Raw genomic sequence first — 21,639 nt, 5'->3', positions numbered from 1 at the left:
AAATGCATTAACCATAATCATGCTGCAGCGCGCAAGCCTTCCCAGGCATATGCGTCGCATGGGCAGGGTCCATGAAGAAAAGGTTAATGGTGGTTCATATGCGAAAGCCCCGGCATTTTTCCGGGGCTCTCCGCATTCGGGACTCGATAAGCGGTCCTGCGCCAAACGTCGTGGGCAAACCTTTCGAGAGGCCGGCCCGTCAGAACCCCCGGCCCGTCAGAACCCCCGGCGGACCGCCATGTGGATCTCGCCGCGGGTCAGTCCGATGTCGGACAGTTCGGCGTCGGACATATGGTGCAGCTCATCTTCCGCACGGTGAAGTTCAATCCGTTCGCGGACCCAATGAACGACACGTTGAAAGAGGGTGTTTTCCTTTGTTCCGGCGACAAACAATTCACCGGACGAAGACTGCATCGAAGAGTAGGCCATGTTGATCTCCTGCGCTTGGCGCCGATTACATGAGCCTATTTTGCCTTTCGCACCCGCGAAATCAATGGCGGACCCTCTGCGGCCCGGCGTCGGCAGACCTGCGCGAATTCGATAGAACATTCGTAGGCATATCAACGCGGGCATAAAAAAACGCGCGGGGGGTCTCCCCCCCGCGCGTCTTTCGGAACAACGGCTTAGCCGCCGATCCGCTTACTTCACGCTGACTTTGCGCGACAGGTTGTGGTGCGCCTCGATGTAGCGGACCGTGCCCGACTTGGAGCGCATGATGACCGAGTGGGTGTAGGCACCGCCCGGGAAGCGGCGGACACCCTTCAGCATGGCGCCGTCGGTGACGCCGGTTGCGGCGAACATGACGTTGCCGCGCGCCAGCTCGTGCAGGCTGTACTTCTTGTCGAGGTCGGTGACGCCCCACTTGGCGGCCCGGGCCTTCTCGTCGTCGTTGCGGAACAGCAGGCGGCCCTGGAACTGACCGCCGATGCAGCGCAGGGCCGCGGCGGCCAGCACACCTTCCGGCGCACCGCCGGAGCCGACATACATGTCGACGCCGGTGCCGGCCTGGCTGGTGGCGATGACGCCCGACACGTCGCCGTCGTTGATCAGCATGATGCGGGCGCCGGCTTCACGGACGCGGGCGATCAGCTCGGCATGGCGCGGACGGTTCAGGATGCAGACCAGCAGTTCCTGCACCTCGGTGCCCTTGGCGGCGGCCAGCGCCTTCAGGTTGTTGGCCGGCGTCTCGTCCAGATCGACGATGTTGTCCGGCAGGCCGGCGCCGACGGCGATCTTGTCCATGTAGACGTCGGGGGCGTTCAGAAAGCCGCCCTCCTCCGCCATGGCGATCACGGCCAGCGAGTTCGGGCCGCCGGTGGCGCAGATGGTGGTACCTTCCAGCGGGTCGAGCGCGATGTCGACCTTCGGGCCGGAGCCGATGCCGGCACCGACCTTCTCGCCGATGTAGAGCATCGGGGCTTCGTCGCGCTCACCCTCGCCGATCACGACGGTGCCGTCGATGTAGAGCGTGTTGAGCGCCTGGCGCATGGCATCGACCGCGGCCTGGTCGGCCAGCTTCTCGTCGCCGCGGCCCATCAGCAGCGAAGCCGACAGGGCGGCGGCCTCGGTCACGCGGACGGCCTCCAGCGCGAGGTTGCGGTCCATATGGGACAGATCGACATGCGTAGACGGCGTAGACATCGTGTGCTCCCCCCGACTCTTCGGTCGTATCAGGCTGATATTGGTTATTCTGGGAAACGGGGCAGGTCAGGACTGTCCTGTTCGGGAAAGGGCTCTCAGAACTGTTCGATGCGGATCATCCGCGGCGGCTCCAGCACGTTGTCGCTGGCCGCGATGGTCGCAAGCGCGCGTTGCATAGCCGCCTCGTCGGTGTCATGGGTGGTGAGGACCACCGGAACGCCTTCGCCCGGCGAGCGGCCGCGCTGCAGGAACTGCTCCATGGAGACGTTCTGGTCGCGCATCGCCGCTGCGATATCCGCTATCACACCGGGGCGGTCCACGACCATCAGGCGGACGTAGTACGACCCGCGGCGCGCTTCCATCGGCGACGGGGTTGCCGCGCCCAGCCGATCGGCCGGAACGCCGAAGGTGGGCGTAGACCGTCCGCGGGCGATGTCGATCAGGTCGGCCACCACCGCCGACGCGGTCGGGCCGGCACCGGCACCGCGGCCGACGAACAGCACGCGGTCGGCGAAGTCGGCCTGGGCGACCACGGCGTTGAAGACGCCGTCGACCGACGCGATCGGCGCGTTCTTCGGCACCATGCAGGGATGCACGCGCTGCTCGACGCCCTTGTCGGTGCGGCGCGCGATGCCCAGCAGCTTGATGCGGAAGCCCAGCTGGTCGGCATAGTCGAAATCGACCGCCGAGACCTGCCGGATGCCCTCGATGTAGACGGCGGAGAAATCGACCGGCGTGCCGAAGGCGACGGAGGCCAGGATCGCCAGCTTGTGCGCGGCATCGACGCCGTCGATGTCGAAGCTGGGATCGGCCTCGGCGTAGCCCAGCGCCTGGGCATCGGCCAGCACATCGGCGAAGTCGCGGCCGGTGGTCCGCATCTCCGTCAGGATGTAGTTGCAGGTGCCGTTGAGGATGCCGTGGATTTCCGACACGGAGTTGGCGGCCAGACCCTCGCGCAGCCCCTTGATGATCGGGATGCCGCCGGCCACCGCCGCCTCGAAGGCGACGGTCAGGCCGCGCGATTCGGCCTTTTGCGCGATCTCGGTGCCGTGGACGGCCAGCAGCGCCTTGTTGGCGGTGACCACATGCTTGCCGGTCTCCAGCGCCGTGGCGACGGTGTCGCGCGCCGGGCCTTCCGACCCGCCGATCAGCTCCACCACCAGATCGGCGCCGGCCTGGGCGGCCATGGCGACGGGATCGTCGAACCACTGGACGCGCGACAGGTCGACGCCGCGGTCCTTGCCCTTGGAGCGCGCGCTGACCGCGACCACCTCGATCCGGCGGCCGCAGCGCTGTTCGATCAGCGAGGCTTGGGCGTCCAGCAGCTTCAGGACACCGGCGCCGACCGTACCAAGGCCGGCGACGGCGATTTTCAGGGGGGCTTGCTGGGCGTTCGGCATCAGGCTTTCGCTTTCTCGGATTCCAGAAGGGCGGCGCGGGCCACCGGGTCCTTGCTCGCCGCAACGCCGCCGGCGTTGGAGCGGAAGAACTCCTTGATGTTGCGGGTCGCCTGGCGGATGCGGTGGACGTTCTCCACCATCGCCAGACGGACATGGCCGTCGCCGTACTCGCCGAAGCCGATGCCGGGCGCCACCGCAACCTCCGCCTGCTGCAGCAGCAGCTTGGAGAATTCCAGCGAGCCCAGATGGGCGAACTGCGGCGGGATCGGCGCCCAGGCGAACATCGACGCCTTCGGGCTGGGGACCTCCCAGCCGGCGGCGGCCAGCCCCTCGATCATGACGTCGCGGCGCTGCCTGTACATGTCGCGCACCTGCTGCACGCAATCCTGCGGGCCGTTCAGCGCGGCGGCGGCGGCGACCTGGATCGGCGTGAAGGCGCCATAGTCCAGATACGACTTGATGCGGGCCAGCGCGGTGATCAGCGTCTTGTTGCCGGTGGCGAAGCCGATGCGCCAGCCGGCCATCGAATAGGTCTTCGACATCGAGGTGAATTCGACCGCGATCTCGCGCGCTTCCGGGATCTCCAGGATCGAGGGCGGCGGGTCGTTGTCGAAGAAGATCTCGGCATAGGCCAGATCGGACAGGATGTAGATGCCGTGCTTGCGGCAGAACTCGACGATGGGGCGGTAGAAATCCAGCCCGACCACCTCGGCCGTCGGGTTCGACGGGTAGTTCAGCACCAGCGCCAGCGGCTTCGGCACGCTGTGGCGCACGGCGCGCTCCAGCATCATCATGAAACTGTCGATGTCGGTCGACGCCCCGTTCTCCATGCCCACCGGCAGATGGCGCACCGAGGCGCCGGCCAGGATGAAGCCGAAGGGATGGATCGGGTAGGACGGGTTCGGCACCAGGATGATGTCGCCCGGGCTGGTGATCGCCTGGGCGAGGTTCGCCAGACCTTCCTTCGAGCCGATGGTGACGATGCACTCCGTCTCCGGATCGACATCGACGTTGAAGCGGCGCTTGTAATAGGCGGCATGGGCCTTGCGCAGGCCGGGGATGCCGCGGGAATTCGAGTAGCGGTGCGTCTTCGGATCGCGCACGGCCTCGACCAGCTTGTCGACGATGTGCTGCGGGGTCGCCTGGTCGGGATTGCCCATGCCGAGGTCGATGATATCGGCGCCATTGGCCCTAGCTCGCGCCTTCATCGCGTTCACTTCGGCGAAGACGTAGGGCGGCAGGCGCTTGATGCGATGGAATTCGTTGTTCGACATGGACGCTCCGGAAGACCGCTCCGGTCACGCCACGAACCCAAGAGACCTGCGGACCGGGACTGACGTTCTACCGCCCCGACGCGACGGAAGCGAGGCAAATTTCGCGTCACGCGCCGTCGCAACCCTGCTTCGCCCTCCCCGGCCGGCGAGGACCGGGCATCGGCTGCGCTCAACGAATAACCTATCAATCTCCTCAACGATGTCATGGTTAAACCTAACTGTGCCTTAACTTATTAGCTTGCATACCATCCCGCGACAGGACCGTACCCGGTTCCCGCCGGTTCCGTTCGACGGAGATGTATGATGATTTCCCTTCTGAAGTTCGCCGATACCCTGCTTGGAAACATGCGCTTTTCGCGGAAGATGGCGCTTGCCCTGTCTGTCCCGATGGGGGGCGTGGTCGTCCTGTCGTCCCTGCTGGTGTGGGAACAGGTCGATGCCAGCCGCCGGGCCGCCGATCTCGCCTCCGTCACCCGCCTGTCGGTGGGCATGACCAGCCTCGTGCATGAACTTCAGAAGGAACGCGGCTCCTCCTCCGTCTTTCTCAGCAGCAAGCGCGACGACGACCGCCGGCGCATGGATGGCGTGCGCACCGCGTCGGACGCCAAGCTGGCGGAGCTGTCCCGGCAGTTCGCCGACGTCCACTTCCGCGACCCCCAGGTGGCCCGGGCGATGACCGGCGCCCGCGACGCACTGTCGCAGCTGTCCGGTCTGCGGTCCGGCGTCGACGGCCTGTCGCAGTCGTCGCTGGAGGTGGTAAAGAGCTACACCGGCATGATCCGCAAGCTGCTGGACGCCGCCGGACAGGCCCGCATCCTGTCCACCGACGCCGACCAGCTGCGCGCCGCCGACGCCATGGTCGCCCTTTCGGAAGCGAAGGAACGGCTGGGCCAGCAGCGCGCCGTCGGCGGCGCCTCCTTCCGCAAGGACCGCTTCCCCGCCGACGCGCATGAGCGCTTCATCGAGCTGTCCGGCGAGTACAAGTCGCTGATGACCGGCCTGAAGGCGAAGCTGACCGCGGAAGAGGCGGCTTTCTACGACCGGACCTTCTCCGGCCCGGCCATCGCAGAGGTGGAGCGGATGCGGCGCATCGGCATCGCGTCGGCCTATGGCGCGGCCGACAATCAGGGGACCGACGCCGGCACGTGGTTCGACACCATCACCGTCGTCATCGACATGCTGCGCGGCGTCGAGACCCATGTGGCGGACGACCTGATCGCGCTCGCCAACCGCGACGCGCAGGAGTCGATGACGCGGCTGACCGGCGTGGCGGCCGGCCTCGCCACACTTCTGGTGGTGATGTCGCTCATCGCCTATCTGGTCGCCCGCAACATCACCCGGCCGATCGCCCGCCTGAACGGCGACATGAGGCGCCTGGAGGCCGGCGAACGCGAGCTGACCATCCATGGCGCCGGGCGGGCCGACGAGCTGGGCGCCATGGCGCGCAGCCTGGACCAGTTCCGTCTCAGCCTCGCCGAGGCCGACCGGCTCGCCGCCGAACAGCAACGGCACCAGGAGGAGCGCCTGCGCGAGGCCGAACAGCTGGAACGTCTGGTGGCGGAGTTCGACCGCCACATCGAGACGGTTGCCGAACAGCTGGCGGGCGCCGCCAGCGGCCTGCGCGGCAATGCCGAACAGATGAGCAGCATCGCATCGCAAACCGAAAGCCATGTGCTGTCGGTCGCCCGCGCGTCCGAGGGCGCGTCCGAGAATGTCCAGGCCGTGGCCGCGGCGACGGAGCAGCTGACCGCGTCCATCTCTGAAATCGGCCGGCAGATGACGGGGTCGACCGAAATGGCGGAGCGGGCGGTCACCGACGTCCGCCGCACCGCCGGCATCATCGCCGACCTGAACGGCGCCGCCCAGCAGGTGGGCGAGATCGTGCGGATGATCACCGACATCGCCAGCCAGACCAACCTGCTGGCGCTGAACGCCACCATCGAGGCCGCCCGCGCGGGCGAGGCCGGCAAGGGCTTCGCCGTGGTGGCGCAGGAGGTGAAGCAGCTGGCCAGCCAGACCGCCAAGGCGACGGAGGACATCACCGCCAAGGTCGCGGAAATCCAAACGGCGACCGACCACACCGTCCAGGCCATCGGCGACATCGGCACCGTCGTCACCCACATCGAGGAGAACATCTCCGCCGTCGCCGCCGCCGTGGAGGAACAAAACGCCGCCACCGCGGAGATCGGCCGCAACGTCCGTCAGGCCGCCGACGGCACCGATCAGGTCTCCCACAACGCCGCCCTGGTCGGCACCGAGGCCTGCCGCGCCGGCGCCATGGCGAAGGAGGTTCTCACCATGGCCGACGCGCTGAAGCGGAGCACCGACGGGCTGCGCGGCGACGTGGCCGACTTCATCGGGAAGATCCGGGCAGCGTAAGGGGAGTTGGGTGAAGAGGCGTCGACTTCCGGATGCCCCCACCTAACCTCCCCCGCTGGGCGGGGGAGGGACTGCCGCTGCCTTCCGGATCAAGCGCTTGTCCCCTCCCCCGCCCAGCGGGGGAGGGTTAGGGTGGGGGCAAGCATCGCCCTCATTTACACTTAAAAGCCCTTCCTCACCCCACCCCGGTCGCCTTGGCATACTTTTTCTTCGCCACCTCCAACGAGGCCAGCAGCTGCTGCCCGGTCGCTCCGCCGTCGCCGCTGACGCGGCCGGTCATCACCGCCTTGATCGCGTCGACATGGGCCTTGAACAGCAGGTGCTCGTTGGCGGTCACCGTTGTCAGGCCGCTGCGGGTGGCCTCGTACAGCGACTTGGCGATGTGGGTGATCAGGGGATAGCCGAAGATGCCGCCCTGCCCGCGCATCTCGTGGGCGGAGCGGTTGACATGGGCCAGCAGGGCGGGCACCGACTCCGGCTCGCGCGGCAGGCGGTCGACGCGGCGGGCCATCTCCTCCACCTCCGCGCCGATCCAGACGGCATAGTCGCCGGCGCGGTTCAGGATTTCCTCCTCGGCGGCGGCCAGCACCTCCGGCGGCAGGGTCGGTACCGGATCGCGCGGGGCGAGGCCGACCTTGGCGCCCAGCCGGTTGGGCAGGTCGAAATAGATGACGGGGAAGCGGTCGATGCCGCGCGCTTTCGACGCGCTGTGCACCATCAGGATCTCCGACGGCGCGGTCGTCCGGCAGTCGATGGCGACCGGCTTGTCGGCGCGGCGGCGGTCGGGACCGAAATAGCCCTTGGCCAGAACGAAGCGGCGCGGCCGGGCGATGGCGAACAGCAGCCGGCTGGCGATGGTCTGGGCGGAGAAGGGCTTGGCGATGAAGTCGGTGGCACCGAGATCGCGCGCCTGCTCCACATATTGGCGGTCGGCGGCGCCCGACAGCATCAGCACCGGCAGGAATTTGTCCGGGCTCCTGGGGCTGTAGCGGATCCAGCGCAGCAGCATCAGCCCGTTGACCTCCGGCATCACCAGATCGGACAGGATCAGGTCGACCGGGGCGGTTCCCGGCGGCAGCGCCGCGCGGCGCTCCTCCAGCCAGCGGATGGCGTCGCCGCCGCTCGCCACCGCCTCCACCCGGCCGATGCCGATGGCGCGCAGGGTGGCGGTCAGGACGGAGCGGATGAAGCCGCTGTCCTCCACCACCAGGACCGAAAGAAGATCGAGCTTCGGCTGGGTCATCGTCCACTGGTTCGCCAAACGGGACATATCCCCGCATTCAGTTTCCATTTCTGGCACAGGCTCGACGGATTGGCGAGCGACAAGCGGAACGGAAGACAAACCGGCTCGCGGCGGTTACCCTCCCCCCGCCGGAAGGCCCGACAATCAATCAGGACCCAACAATCAATCAGGAGAGGAAACGCCCGATGCCGCAACCCGATCACGTCATGGCCCTGCCCCTGCCGGAGAAGCCGGACCTCGACGCCGACATGCAGGCCCTGTTCGACAAGTGCAACGAGAAGCTGGGCTTCGTGCCGAACGTGCTCCAGGCCTACAGCCTGCGGCCGAAGAAGCTGCGCAACTTCGCCATGCTCTACAATGAGCTGATGCTGGGCGAGAGCGGGTTGAGCAAGCTGGAGCGCGAGATGATCGCGGTCGTCGTCTCCTCGGCAAACCATTGCTACTACTGCCTCGTCGCCCATGGGCAGGCGGTGCGCAAGTTGTCCGGCGACCCGGAACTGGGCGAGATGCTGGTCGCCAACTACCGCGTCGCCCCGCTGGAGCCGCGCCAGCGCGCCATGCTCGACTTCGCCTGGAAGCTGACCGAGGACCCGATGTCGGTGGGCGAGCCCGACCGCGAGGCGCTGCGCACCGTCGGGTTCAGCGCGGAGGACATCTTCGACATTGCCGACACCGCCGCCTTCTACAACATGTCCAACCGTCTGGCGACCGCGGTGGACATGATCCCGAACCGCGAGTACCACAGCCAGGATCGGTAAGGCCGTTCATCGCCTTCGTCGAGGCCACACAGGGTAGGAATCATGGCGATCGTCCGTTTCTTCGTCCGTCTGTTCGCGCTCATCGGCCTGCTTCTGGTGGCCGGCGCGGTGACGGTGGCGGTGCTGGTGGTGCGCCATGAACCCACCCTGCCCGACGCGGTGGTGCTGGACCTCGACCTGACCAAGCCGCTGGCCGAGAGCGACAGCGGCAGGATCGGCAGCCTGTTCGAACACCAGACCACCCTGCGCGAGGTGCTGGACGCGCTGGACGGCGGCCGGCGCGACCCGCGGGTGAAGGGCGTGCTGGCCCGCTTCGGCGACGACAGCATCGGCTTCGCCCAGACGCAGGAGCTGCGCACCGCCATCGAGCGCTTCCGCGCGTCCGGCCGGTTCGCCGTCGCCTTCGCCGAGGAATATGGCGGCGCCGGGGCCGGCAACCGCTCCTACCTGCTGGCCAGCGCCTTCGACGAGGTCTGGCTGCAGCCGATGGGCACGCTCGGCATCACCGGCCTGTCGGCGGAGCTGCCCTTCGCCCGCGGCGCCCTCGACCAGTTGGGCGTGCAGCCGGAGTTCGCCCAGCGCGAGCAATACAAGAGCTTCGCCGAGACCTTCACCAAGTCCGGCATGACCCCGGCCAACCGCGAGATGATGGAGGCGCTGGTCACCGATCTCGGCAACCAGCTGGTCGACGGCATCGCCAAGAGCCGTCGCCTCGCCCCCGCAGTCGTCAGGGCCGCCATCGACAAGGCGCCGCTGCTGAGCAAGGAGGCGCTGGACCAGAAGTTCGTCGACCGGCTCGGCTATGCCGACGAGGCGCGCGACGAGGCGATGAAGCGGGCCGGTGCCGGGGCGGAGGCGATGGAACCGGCCGATTACCTGTCGGTCGCCGGCAGCCCGAACGGCAAGGGGCCGACCATCGCCCTGATCCACGCCGTCGGCACCATCACCGGCGGCGAGAGCGGCAAGCCGGCGCTGGGCGGCACCTCCGCCGGGTCGGAGACCATCGTCGACGCCATCGAGGAGGCGGCCGACGATCCCGACGTGCGCGCCATCCTGTTCCGCATCGACAGCGGCGGCGGCGCCGTCTCGGCGTCCGAGGCGATCCGGCGGGCGCTGGTCCGGGCGCGGCAGAGCGGCAAGCCGGTGATCGCCAGCATGGGCGACACCGCCGCGTCGGGCGGCTACTGGATCGCGCTCGCCGCCGACCGCATCGTCGCCTCCCCCGCCACCATCACCGGGTCGATCGGCGTCGTCGCCGGAAAATTCGCCATCGGCGGCCTGTCCGACAAGCTGGGCATCCAGTGGGACCGGGTGCAGGGCGCGCGCAACGCCGGCATGTGGTCGCCGCTGCGCCCCTTCGACGACAGCGAATCCGAACGGCTGAACGCCATCATCGACGACACCTATGCCAACTTCCTGCAGCGGGTGGCCGATGCCCGGCACATGACGCCCGAACAGGCGCGCGGCGTCGCCAAGGGCCGCGTCTGGACCGGCGCCCAGGCCCGCGAACTCGGCCTCGTCGACGATCTCGGCGGGCAGGAGCAGGCGCTGACCCTGGCCCGCACCGCCGCCGGCCTGTCGCCCGACGCCCCGGTGACGCTGGCCCCCTACCCGCCGCCGAAATCGATGACGGACCAGATCCTGGATCTGGCGTCCGGCAAGGGCGAGCTTGTCGGCGCGCTGGCCGCCGTGGCGGAACTGCGCCCTCTGCTGGCCCATCTGCGCCCCCTGCTCGCCGCCGCCCAGGCCGACGGCGTGCAGGCCCGCATGCCGGCGATCACGCTGGAGCGGTGACGCGTTCGCATGGACCAGATCCCCTCTCCCCCCCGGGGATAGGGGGATAGTTCCGCTCAAAGACATCAACGTCCGAGACGACCGACCATGACAGAGACCGCCGCCAGCCCGTCGCGAGCCGCCGCCGAGCATCCCGTCTTCACCCACCAGGAAATCCTGCGGGTGTTCAGCGGGGTGGCGCTGGCGATGCTGATGGCGGCGATGGACCAGACCATCGTCGCCACCGCGCTGCCGACGATGGCCAGCCAGTTCGGCGGGCTGGAGATGCTGCCCTGGGTGGTCACCGCCTATCTGCTGACCTCCACCACCACGACGCCGATCTACGGCAAGCTGTCGGACCTCTATGGCCGCAAGCGGGTGCTGCAGACGGCGATCCTGCTGTTCCTGGCCGGTTCGCTGCTGTGTGCGATGGCGCAGAGCATGACCCAGCTGATCCTGTTCCGCGGCCTGCAGGGTCTGGGCGGCGGCGGGCTGATGTCGCTGGCCTTCACCATCATCGGCGACGTGGTCGCCCCGCGCGAACGCGGCCGCTACCAGGGCATGATCGGCGGCGTCTTCGCGCTGGCCAGCGTCGCCGGGCCGCTGCTGGGCGGCATCTTCACCGAGACCATCGGCTGGCACTGGATCTTCCTGATCAACCTGCCGCTGGGCGTCGCGGCCTTCGCCATGACGCGCAGCACCCTGTCGCGCCTGCCCGCCGGCCGGGCGAAGCCGCGCATCGACGTGGCCGGCGCGGCACTGCTGACCGGGGCGGTCACCTGCCTGCTGGTCTATGCCACCCGCGGCGAATCGATGGGCTGGGGCAGCCCGGCGGCCCTCGCGCTGCTGGCGGCGGGCCTCGTCATGCTGGCGGTCTTCCTGTGGCACGAGCGCCGGATCGAGGAGCCGATCCTGCCGCTGCACCTGTTCCGCCGCCCGGTGGTGGCGGTGGCGACGCCGGTGGTGGCGGTGTCGGCCATGGTCCTGTTCGCCGGCATCGTCTATCTGCCGCTGCATCTCCAGCTGGTGCAGGGGACCAGCGCCACCGTGTCGGGGCTGCTGCTGCTGCCGCTGGTGCTGGGCATGACCTTCGGGTCGGTCGGCGGCGGCCGGCTGATCGCGAAGACCGGCCGCTACAAGGTCTTCCCGCTGGTCGGGCTGGCGCTGTCGGGCGTGATGTACGCGCTGTTGGGCACCCTGCCGGAACTGGCAGCGGACGGTCTGTGGTCGACGCTGATCCTGGTGCCGCTGGGCATGGGTCTGGGGCTGGTCATGCCGGTGATGACGGTGGCCGTGCAGAATGCGGTGGAGCAGCGCGACCTCGGCGCCGCCACCGCGTCGGTCGGCTTCTTCCGCTCGCTCGGCGGGTCGGTCGGCGTCGCGGTGTTCGGCGCCGTCTTCAACGCGGTGGTGTCGGATCGGTTGGAGAGTGCCGGCCTGTCCGGCCGCGCCGTGCTGGACCATGGCGCCTCCGCCCTGGCCGCCCTGGCCCCCGCCGCCCGGATCGGCGTGGTGGCGACGCTGGAGCATGGCTTCGCCACCCTGTTTCTGCTGGCCGCGGCGCTGGCGGTCGTCTCCTTCGCCATGACGCTGTTCCTGAAGGAGCTGCCGCTGCGTTCCGCCAATGCAACACGGACCGGCACGGAGAAGGCGACGAAAGAAGCGGCGAAGGGCTGATCGGTCAGGATTTGTCGTCTTCCGACTTATCGCTGGGGAAGTGCCTGGGCTGCCCCAGCTTGTCCTCGATGTAGAGCAGATTGACCATCACCAGGGCGACCACGGCCAAGGGCGTCGCCAGGAACATGCCGAGGATGCCGAACAGCACGCCGCCGGCGGCGATGGCGCCGATGGTGACCACCGGCGGCAGATCGACCACCCGCTTCTGCAGCAGCGGCGTGACGAGATTCCCCTCGATCTGCTGGATGATCAGATAGAGCCCGGCGACCCACAGCGCATCCTGCGGCGATTGGGCGAAGGCGATCATCAGCGCCGGCGCCGCCGCCAGGAAGGGGCCGATCAGCGGAATGAACTCCAGCAGCGCCGCCACCAGCCCCAGGGCCGGCGCCGACGGAATCCCCAGCAGCATCAGCCCGACGACGGTCAGGATGCCGACCGCGGCCATCGCCACCAGCTGCCCGATCAGCCATTTCCACAGGCTGTCGCCGACCACGTCCATCACCTCGCAGGCCCGTTTCTGGCCGCGCGGCGGCACCAGCAGCACGACACCGTTCTGATAGACCCCCGGCGACGCCGCCAGATAGAGCGCCGCAAACATCACCACCACGGCATCGCCGACGATATAGACGAAGGTGGAGGCGAAACTGCCGAGCTGGTTCATCCAGGGCCAGTTCTTGCCCTCCTCCATGAGGCGCTGGCGCCAGCTGTCCGGCAGCATGCCGATGGCGTTGACGACCTGATCGCGCAGCTGGTCGAACTGCGCCGCCATCGATGTGCCCATCAGCCAGACACCGCCGCCGACCAGCAGCACCAGCAACAGCAGCACGATGGCCAGCGCCACGCCATGGCCGAGCCCGGTCCAGCGCCGCACATAGCCGGTCAGCCGCTGCAGCAGGATGGCGAACAGCACGCCGGTGAAGATCAGCAGAAGCGTGCCCGACACCTTCCACAGGAAGATCCCCAGCGCCACCACCCCGGCGACGATCAGCACCTTCCAGGTGAAGACGGCCAATTCCCCGCGCCCGGCGCCCTTCAACGAACCGGGCGGCGGCTCGTCCTGCGCCGCCCCGCCGCCCGGCTTGGCGGCATGGTGAGCGGTGGGCCTGCTGGGTATCGCCATTGTTCGGATCTCCCGCGCTTGGCGCCGCCGGATGGACGGCCTTCGGGGGAGAACGCGCAAAGCCCGCCGACGTTGCGGAAGGTCAGCAGGCTAGGTCGTCGGCGATAGTCCGAAAATGGGTATGGAAGCCACCGGCCACCGCCCCATATCAAATGTGACGCCAAGGAGTCATTCTCGCTGATGTCACTTGAAGAGCCCGCCTCCCCGGCGGGCTTTTTTTTGGGCTGCCCGATCTACCGCCGCGCTTCCGGCGGGAAGATCAGGGTGACCTTCAGCCCCGGCCCGTTGTCGCCCAGCTCCAGCCGGGCGCCGTGCAGCGTCGCCACCGCATCCACCAGACTGAGCCCCAGCCCGTTGCCGGGCGAGGCGCGGGAGGCGTCCAGCCGGACGAAGCGCTGCAGGACCTTGTCGCGCATCTCCGCCGGAATGCCGGGACCGTTGTCGGCGACCTCGATGCTGGCGCCGCGGCCGGGGGCCGGGCCGTCGAGCACCAGCGTGATGACCCCGCCCTCCGGCGTGTATTTGATGGCGTTGTCCAGCAGGTTCGACACCGCCTGCGCCAGAAGCTGGCCGTTGCCGCGGACGGTCGGCTTGCCGCGGACGGCCACCGACAGGCGCTGCCCGCGCTCGTCCGCCACCGGCTCGTAGAGGTCGGCGGCCAGTTCCACCACCTCCGCCAGTTCGACCGGGACGAAGTCCTGGCGCTTGGCCCCCGATTCCGCCTCGGCGATCGACAGCAGGGCGGTGAAGGTGGCGAGCAGCCGGTCGGCCTCGACGATGGTGTCCTGCAGGACGTTGCGGTAGACCTCCGGGTCCTCCGTCTCGTGCAGCAGCGCCAGTTCGATGCGGGAGCGCAGGCGGGTCAGCGGCGTGCGCAGATCGTGGGCGACGCTGTCGGTCACCTGCCGCATGCCGGTCATCAGCCGTTCGATGCGGTCCAGCATGGCGTTGAGGTTGCCGGCCAGCCGGTCCATCTCGTCGCCGCCGCCGAAGCGGGGAACGCGGTCGCTGAGGTCGCCGCTCATGATCTGACGGGTGGTGCGGTTGATCGCCTCGATCCGCCGCATGGCGCCGCGGCTCATCAGCAGCCCGCCCCCCAGTCCCAGCAAGGCGGTGGAGCCCAGGATCCAGCCCAGCGAGCGGACCATGCGGGTGCGCAGCTGGTCGATCTCGCTCATGTCGCGGCCGACCAGCAGGCGGAACTGCCCCGGCAGCGTGAAGGTCACGGCCTGAGCGGTGGAGGGGCGGTCGGTGACGCCGCCATAGTCGGCGACCTTGAAATGGGTCCAGCCGCTGGCGTTGGGCACCGCCGCCGGCCAGCCCGACAGGTTGCCGGCCAGGATCGTCCCCGCCGCCGTCGTCAGCAGATAGATGGAGTTGTTGTTGGCGACCGCGCTGCGCGTCCGCACCACGTCGACGAGGCCGGACAGTCCGTAGTTGCGGTAATGGTCCTGCAGGCCGGAGACCTCCAGCGCGATGGTCTCGCCGATCTCCTGTTCGAGGAAGCCCGCCGTGGTGCGGTAGACGACGCCGAGGATGAGCCCGACCGACAGGACGAACATCGCCAGATAGAGCAGCGCCAGCCGGAACGCCGTGGCCCGCACCAGCCGGAAGCCCGCGGCGACGAAGCCGTGCAGGCCGGCGGCCGCGCCGTCATGTTTCATGGAGATGCACCGGGGCTCACGCCTCCGCCGCGCGCAGGCTGTAGCCGGCGCCGCGCACGGTGTGGATCAGGGGGGTGGGAAAGTCCTTGTCGATCTTCTGGCGCAGGCGGGCGATGTGCACGTCGATCACATTGGTCTGCGGATCGAAGTGATAGTCCCACACATTCTCCAGCATCATGGTGCGGGTCACCACGCTGCCGGCGTTGCGCATCAGATATTCCAGCAGCGAGAACTCGCGCGGCAGCAGGTCGATGGCCTTGCCGGCGCGCTTGACGCTGCGCGACAGCAGGTCGAGTTCCAGGTCGCCGACGCTGAGCCGGGTCTGCGGCTGGCCGGCGCCGCGGCGGCGTACCAGCACCTCGATCCGCGCCAGCAGTTCGGAAAAGGCGAAGGGCTTGGTCAGATAGTCGTCACCGCCGGCCTTCAGCCCCTTCACCCGGTCGTCGACGCTGCCCAGCGCCGACAGGAACAGCACCGGCGTGTCGTTACCGGCCGCCCGCAGCACCTGGACCAGCGACAGACCGTCGCGGCCGGGCAGCATGCGGTCGACGATCATCACGTCGTAATGCTCGGCCCCGGCCAGGAACAGGCCTTCCTTCCCGTCGTTGGCGACGTCCACCACATGGCCCGCCTCCTTCAGCCCCTTGGCAAGGTAGCTGGCGGCCTGGCGATCATCTTCGATGACGAGAATCTTCATGAGCACGAGTGTAGCCTCCCAAAACAGCCCGGCCAAGCACGACAAGATGCCCCCTCTCCCCCCGCTTTCGCGCAAACGAAGTTTGCGCTGTCGCGGCAGGCGGACCGAAGGTCCGCTGAGAGCGGGGAGAAGGTCGGGGTGAGGGAGATGCATCGCATGGATTCTCGAGAATCCTCGCCTTGCGACCCCCTCACCCTAACCCTCTCCCCGGGGGGGAGAGGGGACCGGGCCTTGCCTCACGCCTTCAGCTTCAGCGCGACGAAGGACTCGTTGCCCTGGCGGTTGATGAGCATCAGCAGCGCCTTCTGCCCCGCCTTCTCGGCCTCCGCCACCCGGTGGCGGACGTCGGCCGGGCTCTTCACGTCGTTGTCGCCGACCCGTTCGATCACGTCGCCGGGGCGGATCGGCACGTCGACGCTGGAGGACAGGCCGGTGACCACCACGCCGTGGACGCTGTCGTCGATGCCCAGCCGCTTGCGCGCCGCCCGGTCGAGCGGGGCGAGCTTCAGCCCTTTCACCGGCGCGACCTCTTCCTGCTCGGCAGAGCCGTTGCCGGTGTCGGCCGAGGCGACCTGCGTCTGGTCGGACAGGCGGTCGATCCGCACCGGAACCGTCTTCTCCCGGCCCTCGCGCAGGATCTTCATCTCGACCGTATCCCCGGCCTTGGTCTCCGCCACGTTGCGGGTCAGGTCGCGCAGGTTGTTGACCGGCTTGCCGGCATAGGACAGCACGACGTCGCCCTGGTGCAGGCCGGCGCGCTGGGCCGGGCTGTCGGCGGTGACGTCGGCCACCAGGGCGCCCTTGGCGCTGGGCAGGCCCACACTATCGGCGATGTCCGGCGTCACCTCCTGGATCTTGACGCCGAGCCAGCCGCGCTCGACCTTGCCGTTCTCCTTGAGCTGGGCCACCACCTCCTTGGCGAGGTTGGAGGGAATGGCGAAGCCGATGCCCACCGAGCCGCCGTTGGGCGAGTAGATGGCGGTGTTGATGCCGATCACATGGCCGCTGAGGTCGAAGGTCGGGCCGCCCGAATTGCCGCGGTTGATGGCGGCGTCGAGCTGGAAGTAATCGTCGTACGGACCGCTGTGGATGTCGCGCCCGCGGGCCGACACGATGCCCTTGGTGACGGTGCCGCCCAGCCCGAACGGGTTGCCGACCGCCATCACCCAGTCGCCGACGCGGGTCTTGTCGCTGTCCGCCCAATCGACCGAGGGCAGCGGCTTGTCCGACTTCACCTTCAGCAGGGCGAGGTCGGTCTTGGCGTCGCGGCCGATCAGCTTGGCCGGCATGGCGGTGCCGTCCTGCAGGGTGACGGTGATCTCGCTGGCGCCGTCGATGACGTGGTTGTTGGTCACGACATAGCCGGCCGGGTCGATGATGAAGCCGGAACCGAGCGCCCCCATCTTGCCGCGCGGCGCCTGTTCCTGGTCATCCTGGCCGCCGCCATTCTGGCCCATCTGGTCCTGGAACTGGCGGAAGAACTCCTCGAAGGGCGAGCCGGGCGGGAATCCCGGGATCTGCGGGCCGCGCTGCGCCCTCGGTTCGGCCTTGGCCTCCTGGGTGGCGGCGATGTTGACGACGGCCGGGCTGACCTTGGCCGCGAGGTCGGCGAAGGTCGAGGGGGCGTCCTGCGTCATCGTGATGGCAGGCGGCGCGGCGCCGTTCTGCTCGGCCCGCGACACCGCCCAGCCGGTCAGCGCCGGAGCCGTCAGCACGGTCGAACCCAGCAGCAGGGCGGCGACGGTCCGGCGCAGGCGGCCCGGACGCTTCGCCTGGGACTGGTTCTGGTTCGGGGACTGGCTCTGGGTGGGAGGAAGGGTGGTCATGACGGCGACACTCCAATCAGGCGATTCCGACTGCCGGGAGGCGATGGACGGCCCGCTGTCCGCCGCACTGCCTCACCGCTGTTGTCCAGAACATAGGGAACCGCCCTTCACCGCCGCCTTGCGACCGGATGAAAGATATTTCAGGCAAGGAAACCGCCTCAGTCCCCGATCAGGTGCAGCGCGATCTCCCGCCGATGCGGCCGGGCGCGGTGTTCGAACAGGTAGATGCCCTGCCAGGTGCCCAGCGCCGGCTCCCCTTCCATCACCGGGATCGACAGGCTGACCCCGGTCAGGGCCGAGCGGATGTGGGCGGGCATGTCGTCCGGCCCTTCGGTGGTGTGGGCGTAGAGCGACGGGTCCTCCGCCACCAGACGGCGGAAGAAGCGCAGAAGGTCGGCCTGCACGTCGGCGTCGGCATTCTCCTGGATGGTCAGGGACGCCGAGGTGTGGCGGCAGAACACAGTCAGCAGTCCGGTGTCCATCCCCTGCTCCGCCACCCAGCGCCGCACCTGGGCGGTCACCTCGACCAGCCCGGCGCCGCGGGTGGGGACGGTCAGCGTGGTGGCGGCTTGTCGCATGGTTCCTGATCTCCTCGGATTTCGCTGGCTTGGCTCGGCGGGGAAGCAATACCAGATGTCTCTGCCCGGACGGCCTTGCACGGATGATTTCCCATGGCCGGCTGTTGTACCGGGACGGCAAGGGAGGAAGAGCACGCATGGACATCACCGGCACCCACAGCGTCCCCGGACCGCGCGACCGCGTGTTCGCGGCGCTTTGCGACCCGGCGGTGCTGATGCGCTGCATCCCCGTCCTGGAAGAGATGGAGCGGCTGTCCGCCACCGACTATGCCGCGCGGGTGCGGACCACGCTGGGGCCGATGAAGGCGCGCTTCTCCGGACGGCTGCGGCTGGAGCCGGAGGACGGCGCCCACCGCTACCGGCTGTTCGCCCAGGGCAGCGGCGGGCTGGCCGGCGCGGTGAAGGGCGAGGCGCTGGTGGTGCTGGAGGAGGCGGACGGCCGCACCCTGCTGACCTACAGCCTGTCGGTGGCGCTGGGCGGCGCCGTCGGCCGGATGGCGGTGAAGCTGGTGCAGGCCAAGACCGACCGCGTGCTCGCCGGCTTCTTCGAACGCTTCGCCGAGGAAATCACGGAGGAGACCGGCGGGCGCGCCGGCTGATGCGGCGCAATGCCGCAGGCCCGGCAAGCGGACAGCGCCTTTCGCAACTGCAGCATCATGGGTCAGGATAACAGGCGTCGCGGGCGTTATCAGCTGGTGGAGATGCCGAGTGGACCTGTCCCAGCCCACTGCCCAGTCGCCTGCCCAAACGCCGACTCCGGACGATCCGGCCGCCGATCGCCTGATCTTCGGCCGCATCCTGGCGCTGGCCGCCGTCGATCCGGTGCGGACGATGGTTCAGGCGCTGGCGCTGACCAAAGCCGATCTGGCGGAGATCGCCGCGCGTCACGCTCCGCAATTGACCGACGCAGTCGCCGCCCTGCCCGACGGCGACGGGTCGGGAGAGGACGCCATCGAGGAAGCCGACCTGCGCGCCTTCCTGGCCGAGCATGGCGCGCGCGGTGCCGACGAGGAACGTTGGCTGGCCGCGATCCTGGCCCGCCGGTCGCTGGAGCCGAACCATCTCTGGCAGGACATGGGCTTCCACGACCGCGGCGAACTCAACCTCCTGTTCCGGCGGCATTTCCCGGCACTGGTGGCGATGAATGCCGGCGACATGAAATGGAAGAAGTTCTTCTATCGCCAGCTTTGCGAGCGCGAGGGGCTGATGCTGTGCAAATCCCCCAACTGCGAGGTGTGCGACGACGTCGAGGTCTGCTTCGGCGAGGAGGCTGGCGATCCGCTATCCACCCTCTCCCGCCTTGCGCGCGGCGGGTAAAGGGGGTCAGCGCGGCTGCGCGCCCAGATCCTCGAAGGTCAGGCCCTTGTCGGTGCGGCGGAAGCGGCCCTTGCCGTTGACGGTCAGCGGCTGCTGCCCCGGCTGCGGCACGAAGGTGGCGGCGTAATAGCAGTCATACTGGCCGCTGTTGTCCTGCCCGCCCTTCAGCTTGGCGTCGACGCAGCCCTGCTTGCGGAACTCGTCGAAGGCGCGGAAAGCCGCATTGCCCTGCCGCTCCAGCGTGCGGCGGGTGTGTGCCTCCACCAGCTTGCGCATGTCGCCTTCCGACGGCTCGCCCGAACAGGCGGTGAGCAGCAGCGTGGCGAGCAGGATGGCGGACCTCACCGTCCCCCCAGCAGCCGGTCCACCCGCTCCTTCAACGCGGAGAAGGAGGGCGGTTTGACCACGAAGCCGTTGACGCCCAGCGCCATCGCCTGCTTCACGATCTCCGATTCGGTGTGGTTGGTCAGGAACACCACCGGGGCGCGCGGGTTGGCGGCCTCCGTGCTGGCGCGCAGGCGGGCCAGGAACTGCAGGCCGGACACCGGCTTCATGTCGATGTCGCAGACGATCAGGTCGGGATTGACGCGGATCGATTCCTGCATCGCCGTCTCGCCGTCCTCGGCCTCCGCCACCTCGCGGAAGCCGATCTGGCCCAGGATCTGGACGATGGTGCGGCGGACGAAGGGCTGGTCCTCCACCACCAGGATACGATGCCGGGAATAGTCGACCGCCCGCAAATCCATCCCCAACCCTCCAGCCGGATCACCGCTTTCCACTGATACCGTCCGAACCGGCGGCCGGCAACCGATGCTCGGTTACCATGGAGTGGAATATGGTTTTGGTTCTGTAAAGTATTCGACAATTTGTGCCGCGCGCCGCTACCCGCCGACCTGCACCCGGCCGGGGAACAGCCGCTCCAGCACTGCGCGCAGACGGTCCATGGTCAGCGGCTTGTGCAGGCAGTCGTCCATGCCGGCGGCGCGGCACTGCGCGTCGTCCTCGCCATCGGTGCCGGCGGTCAACGCGACGATCGGCACGCGGCCGGCCTCGCCGGGCAGGGCACGGATGGCGCGGGTGGCCTCGTGGCCGTCCATCACCGGCATCTGGATGTCCATCACGATCAGGTCGAACCGCGTCTCCGTCGCGGCGGCCAGCCCCTGCGCCCCGTCTTCCGCCGTCGTCACGTCATGGCCCAGCGCCTTGAAGAAGCCGGCGGCGACCAGCCGGCCGATCGGGTTGTCCTCCACCAGCAGCACCGACAGGGCGGCCGGCCGCTCCATCCGGCGGACGGGGATGCGGATGACCATCCCCTCCCTGGCCCCCTCCCCCGCCTCGTTCACCGGGCCGTCGGACAGCAGGCGCCCCTGCAGCCGCCGCAGCGCCGGCTGGATCGCCGCCAGCAGCAGCGGGCGCAGCCGCGCATCGCCCCGGCGCCGCACCGACAGCTCGGCGCCCTCGCCGGCCGGGTGCAAGGCCAGCGACACGACAGCCCCCGCCTCCGCCGTCAGCAGGGACAGCAGCGCCCGCAGCGCGGCGGCATCGCCGGTGAAGCATTCCTCCGCCCCGTTCTCCACAGACACCGCCCGGCCGCCGGCCGCCAGCGCCGCGAGAGTCAGGCTTTCCTCCACAGCGGCCTCCCGCCCGGCAGGGCGCAGGGCCGAGCACGTGGCGCCCAGGGCGGCGCCCGCCATCTGGACCGCGACCAGCCGGTCCTGCTGACGCGGCAACAGCGGCGATTCCAGCGCGGCCGAGGTCAACGCCATCATCGGGTCGAGCGCCGCCGCCACCGCGGCCACCGCGGCGTCGAGCAGGGAGAGCGCCTCCCCCCGCGCCCGCTCCGCCTCGGCCAGCGCCAGCCGCAGCCGGTTCTCCCGCATCTGCCGCCGGCGGGCGGCTGAAACCGCGGCCCGCAGGCATTCGGCGGTGACGGCGCCGGCCGGCAGGGCGTCCTGCGCGCCCGCCGCGATGAACCCCGCGACGTCCTGCCCCTGCGCGCCATTTTGACCGTCCGGCAGCAGCACCACCACCGCCGGTGCCGGGTCCAGCCGGGCCAGCGCCTCGACCGCCGCCGCGGCGGGGGCATCCAGAAGCACGACCGTCTCGCCCGACGCCGCACCGCCGCCGCGCAGGCGGTCCAGCGCCGCGGCCACGGTCTCCACCCGCGCCAAGGCCCCGAAGACCGGAGCGAAACGGTGAGCGAGCGCCGCCTGCGAGGACACCAGAAGAACCGGCTCCGGGTTCACCGCCATTTCAGTCGTCCGCTGGGTCAAGGTTCCATCGGTCCTTTTT

19 protein-coding genes are annotated in these 21,639 nt (G+C 69.0%); 6 read left to right on the top strand and 13 right to left on the bottom strand.

Going from position 1 to position 21,639, the window contains the following annotated elements:
• Positions 1 to 216: 216 nt before the first annotated feature.
• The 4 genes from PWS46_RS04445 to PWS46_RS04430 all read right to left on the bottom strand — a co-directional run bounded on the left by PWS46_RS04445 (position 217) and on the right by PWS46_RS04430 (position 4,315).
• Positions 217 to 429 carry a DUF1127 domain-containing protein gene (locus PWS46_RS04445; protein ID WP_434618568.1) on the bottom strand — a complete coding sequence of 71 codons (213 nt, stop codon included), beginning with the start codon at positions 427 to 429 and terminating at the stop codon, positions 217 to 219.
• Between the two features lie 210 nt (positions 430 to 639).
• A complete protein-coding gene (glpX, locus tag PWS46_RS04440; RefSeq protein WP_174757304.1) occupies positions 640 to 1,641 on the bottom strand; it encodes a class II fructose-bisphosphatase in 1,002 nt (333 codons plus the stop codon).
• Between the two features lie 95 nt (positions 1,642 to 1,736).
• On the bottom strand, positions 1,737 to 3,041 hold the full coding sequence (locus PWS46_RS04435) for a homoserine dehydrogenase (protein ID WP_434618565.1): 1,305 nt from the start codon (positions 3,039 to 3,041) through the stop codon (positions 1,737 to 1,739).
• Complete coding sequence (locus PWS46_RS04430; RefSeq protein WP_434618562.1) at positions 3,041 to 4,315, bottom strand: LL-diaminopimelate aminotransferase; 1,275 nt, start codon at positions 4,313 to 4,315, stop codon at positions 3,041 to 3,043. The genes PWS46_RS04435 and PWS46_RS04430 overlap by 1 nt, the downstream gene beginning before the upstream one ends.
• Before the next feature lie 300 nt (positions 4,316 to 4,615).
• Here PWS46_RS04430 and PWS46_RS04425 point away from each other — a divergent pair, with 300 nt between their 5' ends.
• Positions 4,616 to 6,694, top strand: a complete 2,079-nt coding sequence (locus PWS46_RS04425) for a methyl-accepting chemotaxis protein (RefSeq protein ID WP_434618559.1) — start codon at positions 4,616 to 4,618, stop codon at positions 6,692 to 6,694.
• A gap of 175 nt (positions 6,695 to 6,869) precedes the next feature.
• Here the strand turns inward: PWS46_RS04425 and PWS46_RS04420 are convergent, their stop codons facing one another.
• On the bottom strand, positions 6,870 to 7,964 hold the full coding sequence (locus tag PWS46_RS04420; RefSeq protein WP_434618556.1) for a response regulator: 1,095 nt from the start codon (positions 7,962 to 7,964) through the stop codon (positions 6,870 to 6,872).
• A gap of 158 nt (positions 7,965 to 8,122) precedes the next feature.
• On the opposite strand from PWS46_RS04420, the gene PWS46_RS04415 reads away from it, so the two are divergent.
• The 3 genes from PWS46_RS04415 to PWS46_RS04405 all read left to right on the top strand — a co-directional run bounded on the left by PWS46_RS04415 (position 8,123) and on the right by PWS46_RS04405 (position 12,145).
• A complete protein-coding gene (locus PWS46_RS04415) occupies positions 8,123 to 8,695 on the top strand; it encodes a peroxidase-related enzyme (protein ID WP_434618553.1) in 573 nt (190 codons plus the stop codon).
• A 42-nt stretch (positions 8,696 to 8,737) separates the two neighbouring features.
• Positions 8,738 to 10,489: a signal peptide peptidase SppA gene (sppA, locus tag PWS46_RS04410; protein WP_434618550.1), complete on the top strand. Its 1,752-nt coding sequence runs from the start codon at positions 8,738 to 8,740 to the stop codon at positions 10,487 to 10,489.
• Positions 10,490 to 10,576: 87 nt separating this feature from the next.
• Positions 10,577 to 12,145 carry an MDR family MFS transporter gene (locus PWS46_RS04405; protein WP_434618547.1) on the top strand — a complete coding sequence of 523 codons (1,569 nt, stop codon included), beginning with the start codon at positions 10,577 to 10,579 and terminating at the stop codon, positions 12,143 to 12,145.
• 4 nt (positions 12,146 to 12,149) lie between these two features.
• Here the strand turns inward: PWS46_RS04405 and PWS46_RS04400 are convergent, their stop codons facing one another.
• From PWS46_RS04400 to PWS46_RS04380, 5 genes are all read right to left on the bottom strand, one after another.
• Positions 12,150 to 13,265 (bottom strand): AI-2E family transporter, encoded by a 1,116-nt coding sequence (locus PWS46_RS04400; RefSeq protein ID WP_434618544.1) that lies wholly within the window; start codon positions 13,263 to 13,265, stop codon positions 12,150 to 12,152.
• A gap of 233 nt (positions 13,266 to 13,498) precedes the next feature.
• On the bottom strand, positions 13,499 to 14,929 hold the full coding sequence (locus PWS46_RS04395) for an ATP-binding protein (protein ID WP_434618541.1): 1,431 nt from the start codon (positions 14,927 to 14,929) through the stop codon (positions 13,499 to 13,501).
• Positions 14,930 to 14,945: 16 nt separating this feature from the next.
• On the bottom strand, positions 14,946 to 15,626 hold the full coding sequence (locus PWS46_RS04390; RefSeq protein ID WP_109151481.1) for a winged helix-turn-helix domain-containing protein: 681 nt from the start codon (positions 15,624 to 15,626) through the stop codon (positions 14,946 to 14,948).
• A 236-nt stretch (positions 15,627 to 15,862) separates the two neighbouring features.
• Positions 15,863 to 17,452 (bottom strand): DegQ family serine endoprotease, encoded by a 1,590-nt coding sequence (locus tag PWS46_RS04385; protein ID WP_434618538.1) that lies wholly within the window; start codon positions 17,450 to 17,452, stop codon positions 15,863 to 15,865.
• 158 nt (positions 17,453 to 17,610) lie between these two features.
• Positions 17,611 to 18,030, bottom strand: coding sequence for a secondary thiamine-phosphate synthase enzyme YjbQ (locus PWS46_RS04380; RefSeq protein ID WP_434618535.1), 420 nt, complete (start codon positions 18,028 to 18,030; stop codon positions 17,611 to 17,613).
• A gap of 137 nt (positions 18,031 to 18,167) precedes the next feature.
• Here PWS46_RS04380 and PWS46_RS04375 point away from each other — a divergent pair, with 137 nt between their 5' ends.
• Together PWS46_RS04375 and PWS46_RS04370 are read left to right on the top strand one after the other, a co-directional pair.
• Entirely contained in the window at positions 18,168 to 18,629 is a 462-nt protein-coding gene (locus PWS46_RS04375; protein WP_434618532.1) for a CoxG family protein, read from the top strand.
• A 109-nt stretch (positions 18,630 to 18,738) separates the two neighbouring features.
• The gene (locus tag PWS46_RS04370; RefSeq protein WP_434618529.1) at positions 18,739 to 19,347 is read left to right on the top strand and encodes a nitrogen fixation protein NifQ; all 609 of its coding nucleotides are present in this window, start codon (positions 18,739 to 18,741) and stop codon (positions 19,345 to 19,347) included.
• A 6-nt stretch (positions 19,348 to 19,353) separates the two neighbouring features.
• On the opposite strand, the gene PWS46_RS04365 is transcribed toward PWS46_RS04370, so the two are convergent.
• The 3 genes from PWS46_RS04365 to PWS46_RS04355 all read right to left on the bottom strand — a co-directional run bounded on the left by PWS46_RS04365 (position 19,354) and on the right by PWS46_RS04355 (position 21,620).
• Entirely contained in the window at positions 19,354 to 19,692 is a 339-nt protein-coding gene (locus PWS46_RS04365) for a hypothetical protein (protein ID WP_434618527.1), read from the bottom strand.
• Complete coding sequence (locus PWS46_RS04360) at positions 19,689 to 20,093, bottom strand: response regulator (protein WP_434618524.1); 405 nt, start codon at positions 20,091 to 20,093, stop codon at positions 19,689 to 19,691. The genes PWS46_RS04365 and PWS46_RS04360 overlap by 4 nt, the downstream gene beginning before the upstream one ends.
• Positions 20,094 to 20,228: 135 nt before the next feature.
• On the bottom strand, positions 20,229 to 21,620 hold the full coding sequence (locus PWS46_RS04355; protein WP_434618521.1) for a response regulator: 1,392 nt from the start codon (positions 21,618 to 21,620) through the stop codon (positions 20,229 to 20,231).
• Between the last annotated feature and the right edge of the window lie 19 nt (positions 21,621 to 21,639).

Origin of the sequence: Azospirillum sp. B2RO_4, assembly GCF_051124815.1 — a bacterium.
GTDB lineage: Bacteria > Pseudomonadota > Alphaproteobacteria > Azospirillales > Azospirillaceae > Azospirillum.
The sequence above is the reverse complement of the archived record's forward strand: the minus strand, read 5'-3'. Positions and strand labels throughout refer to the sequence as shown.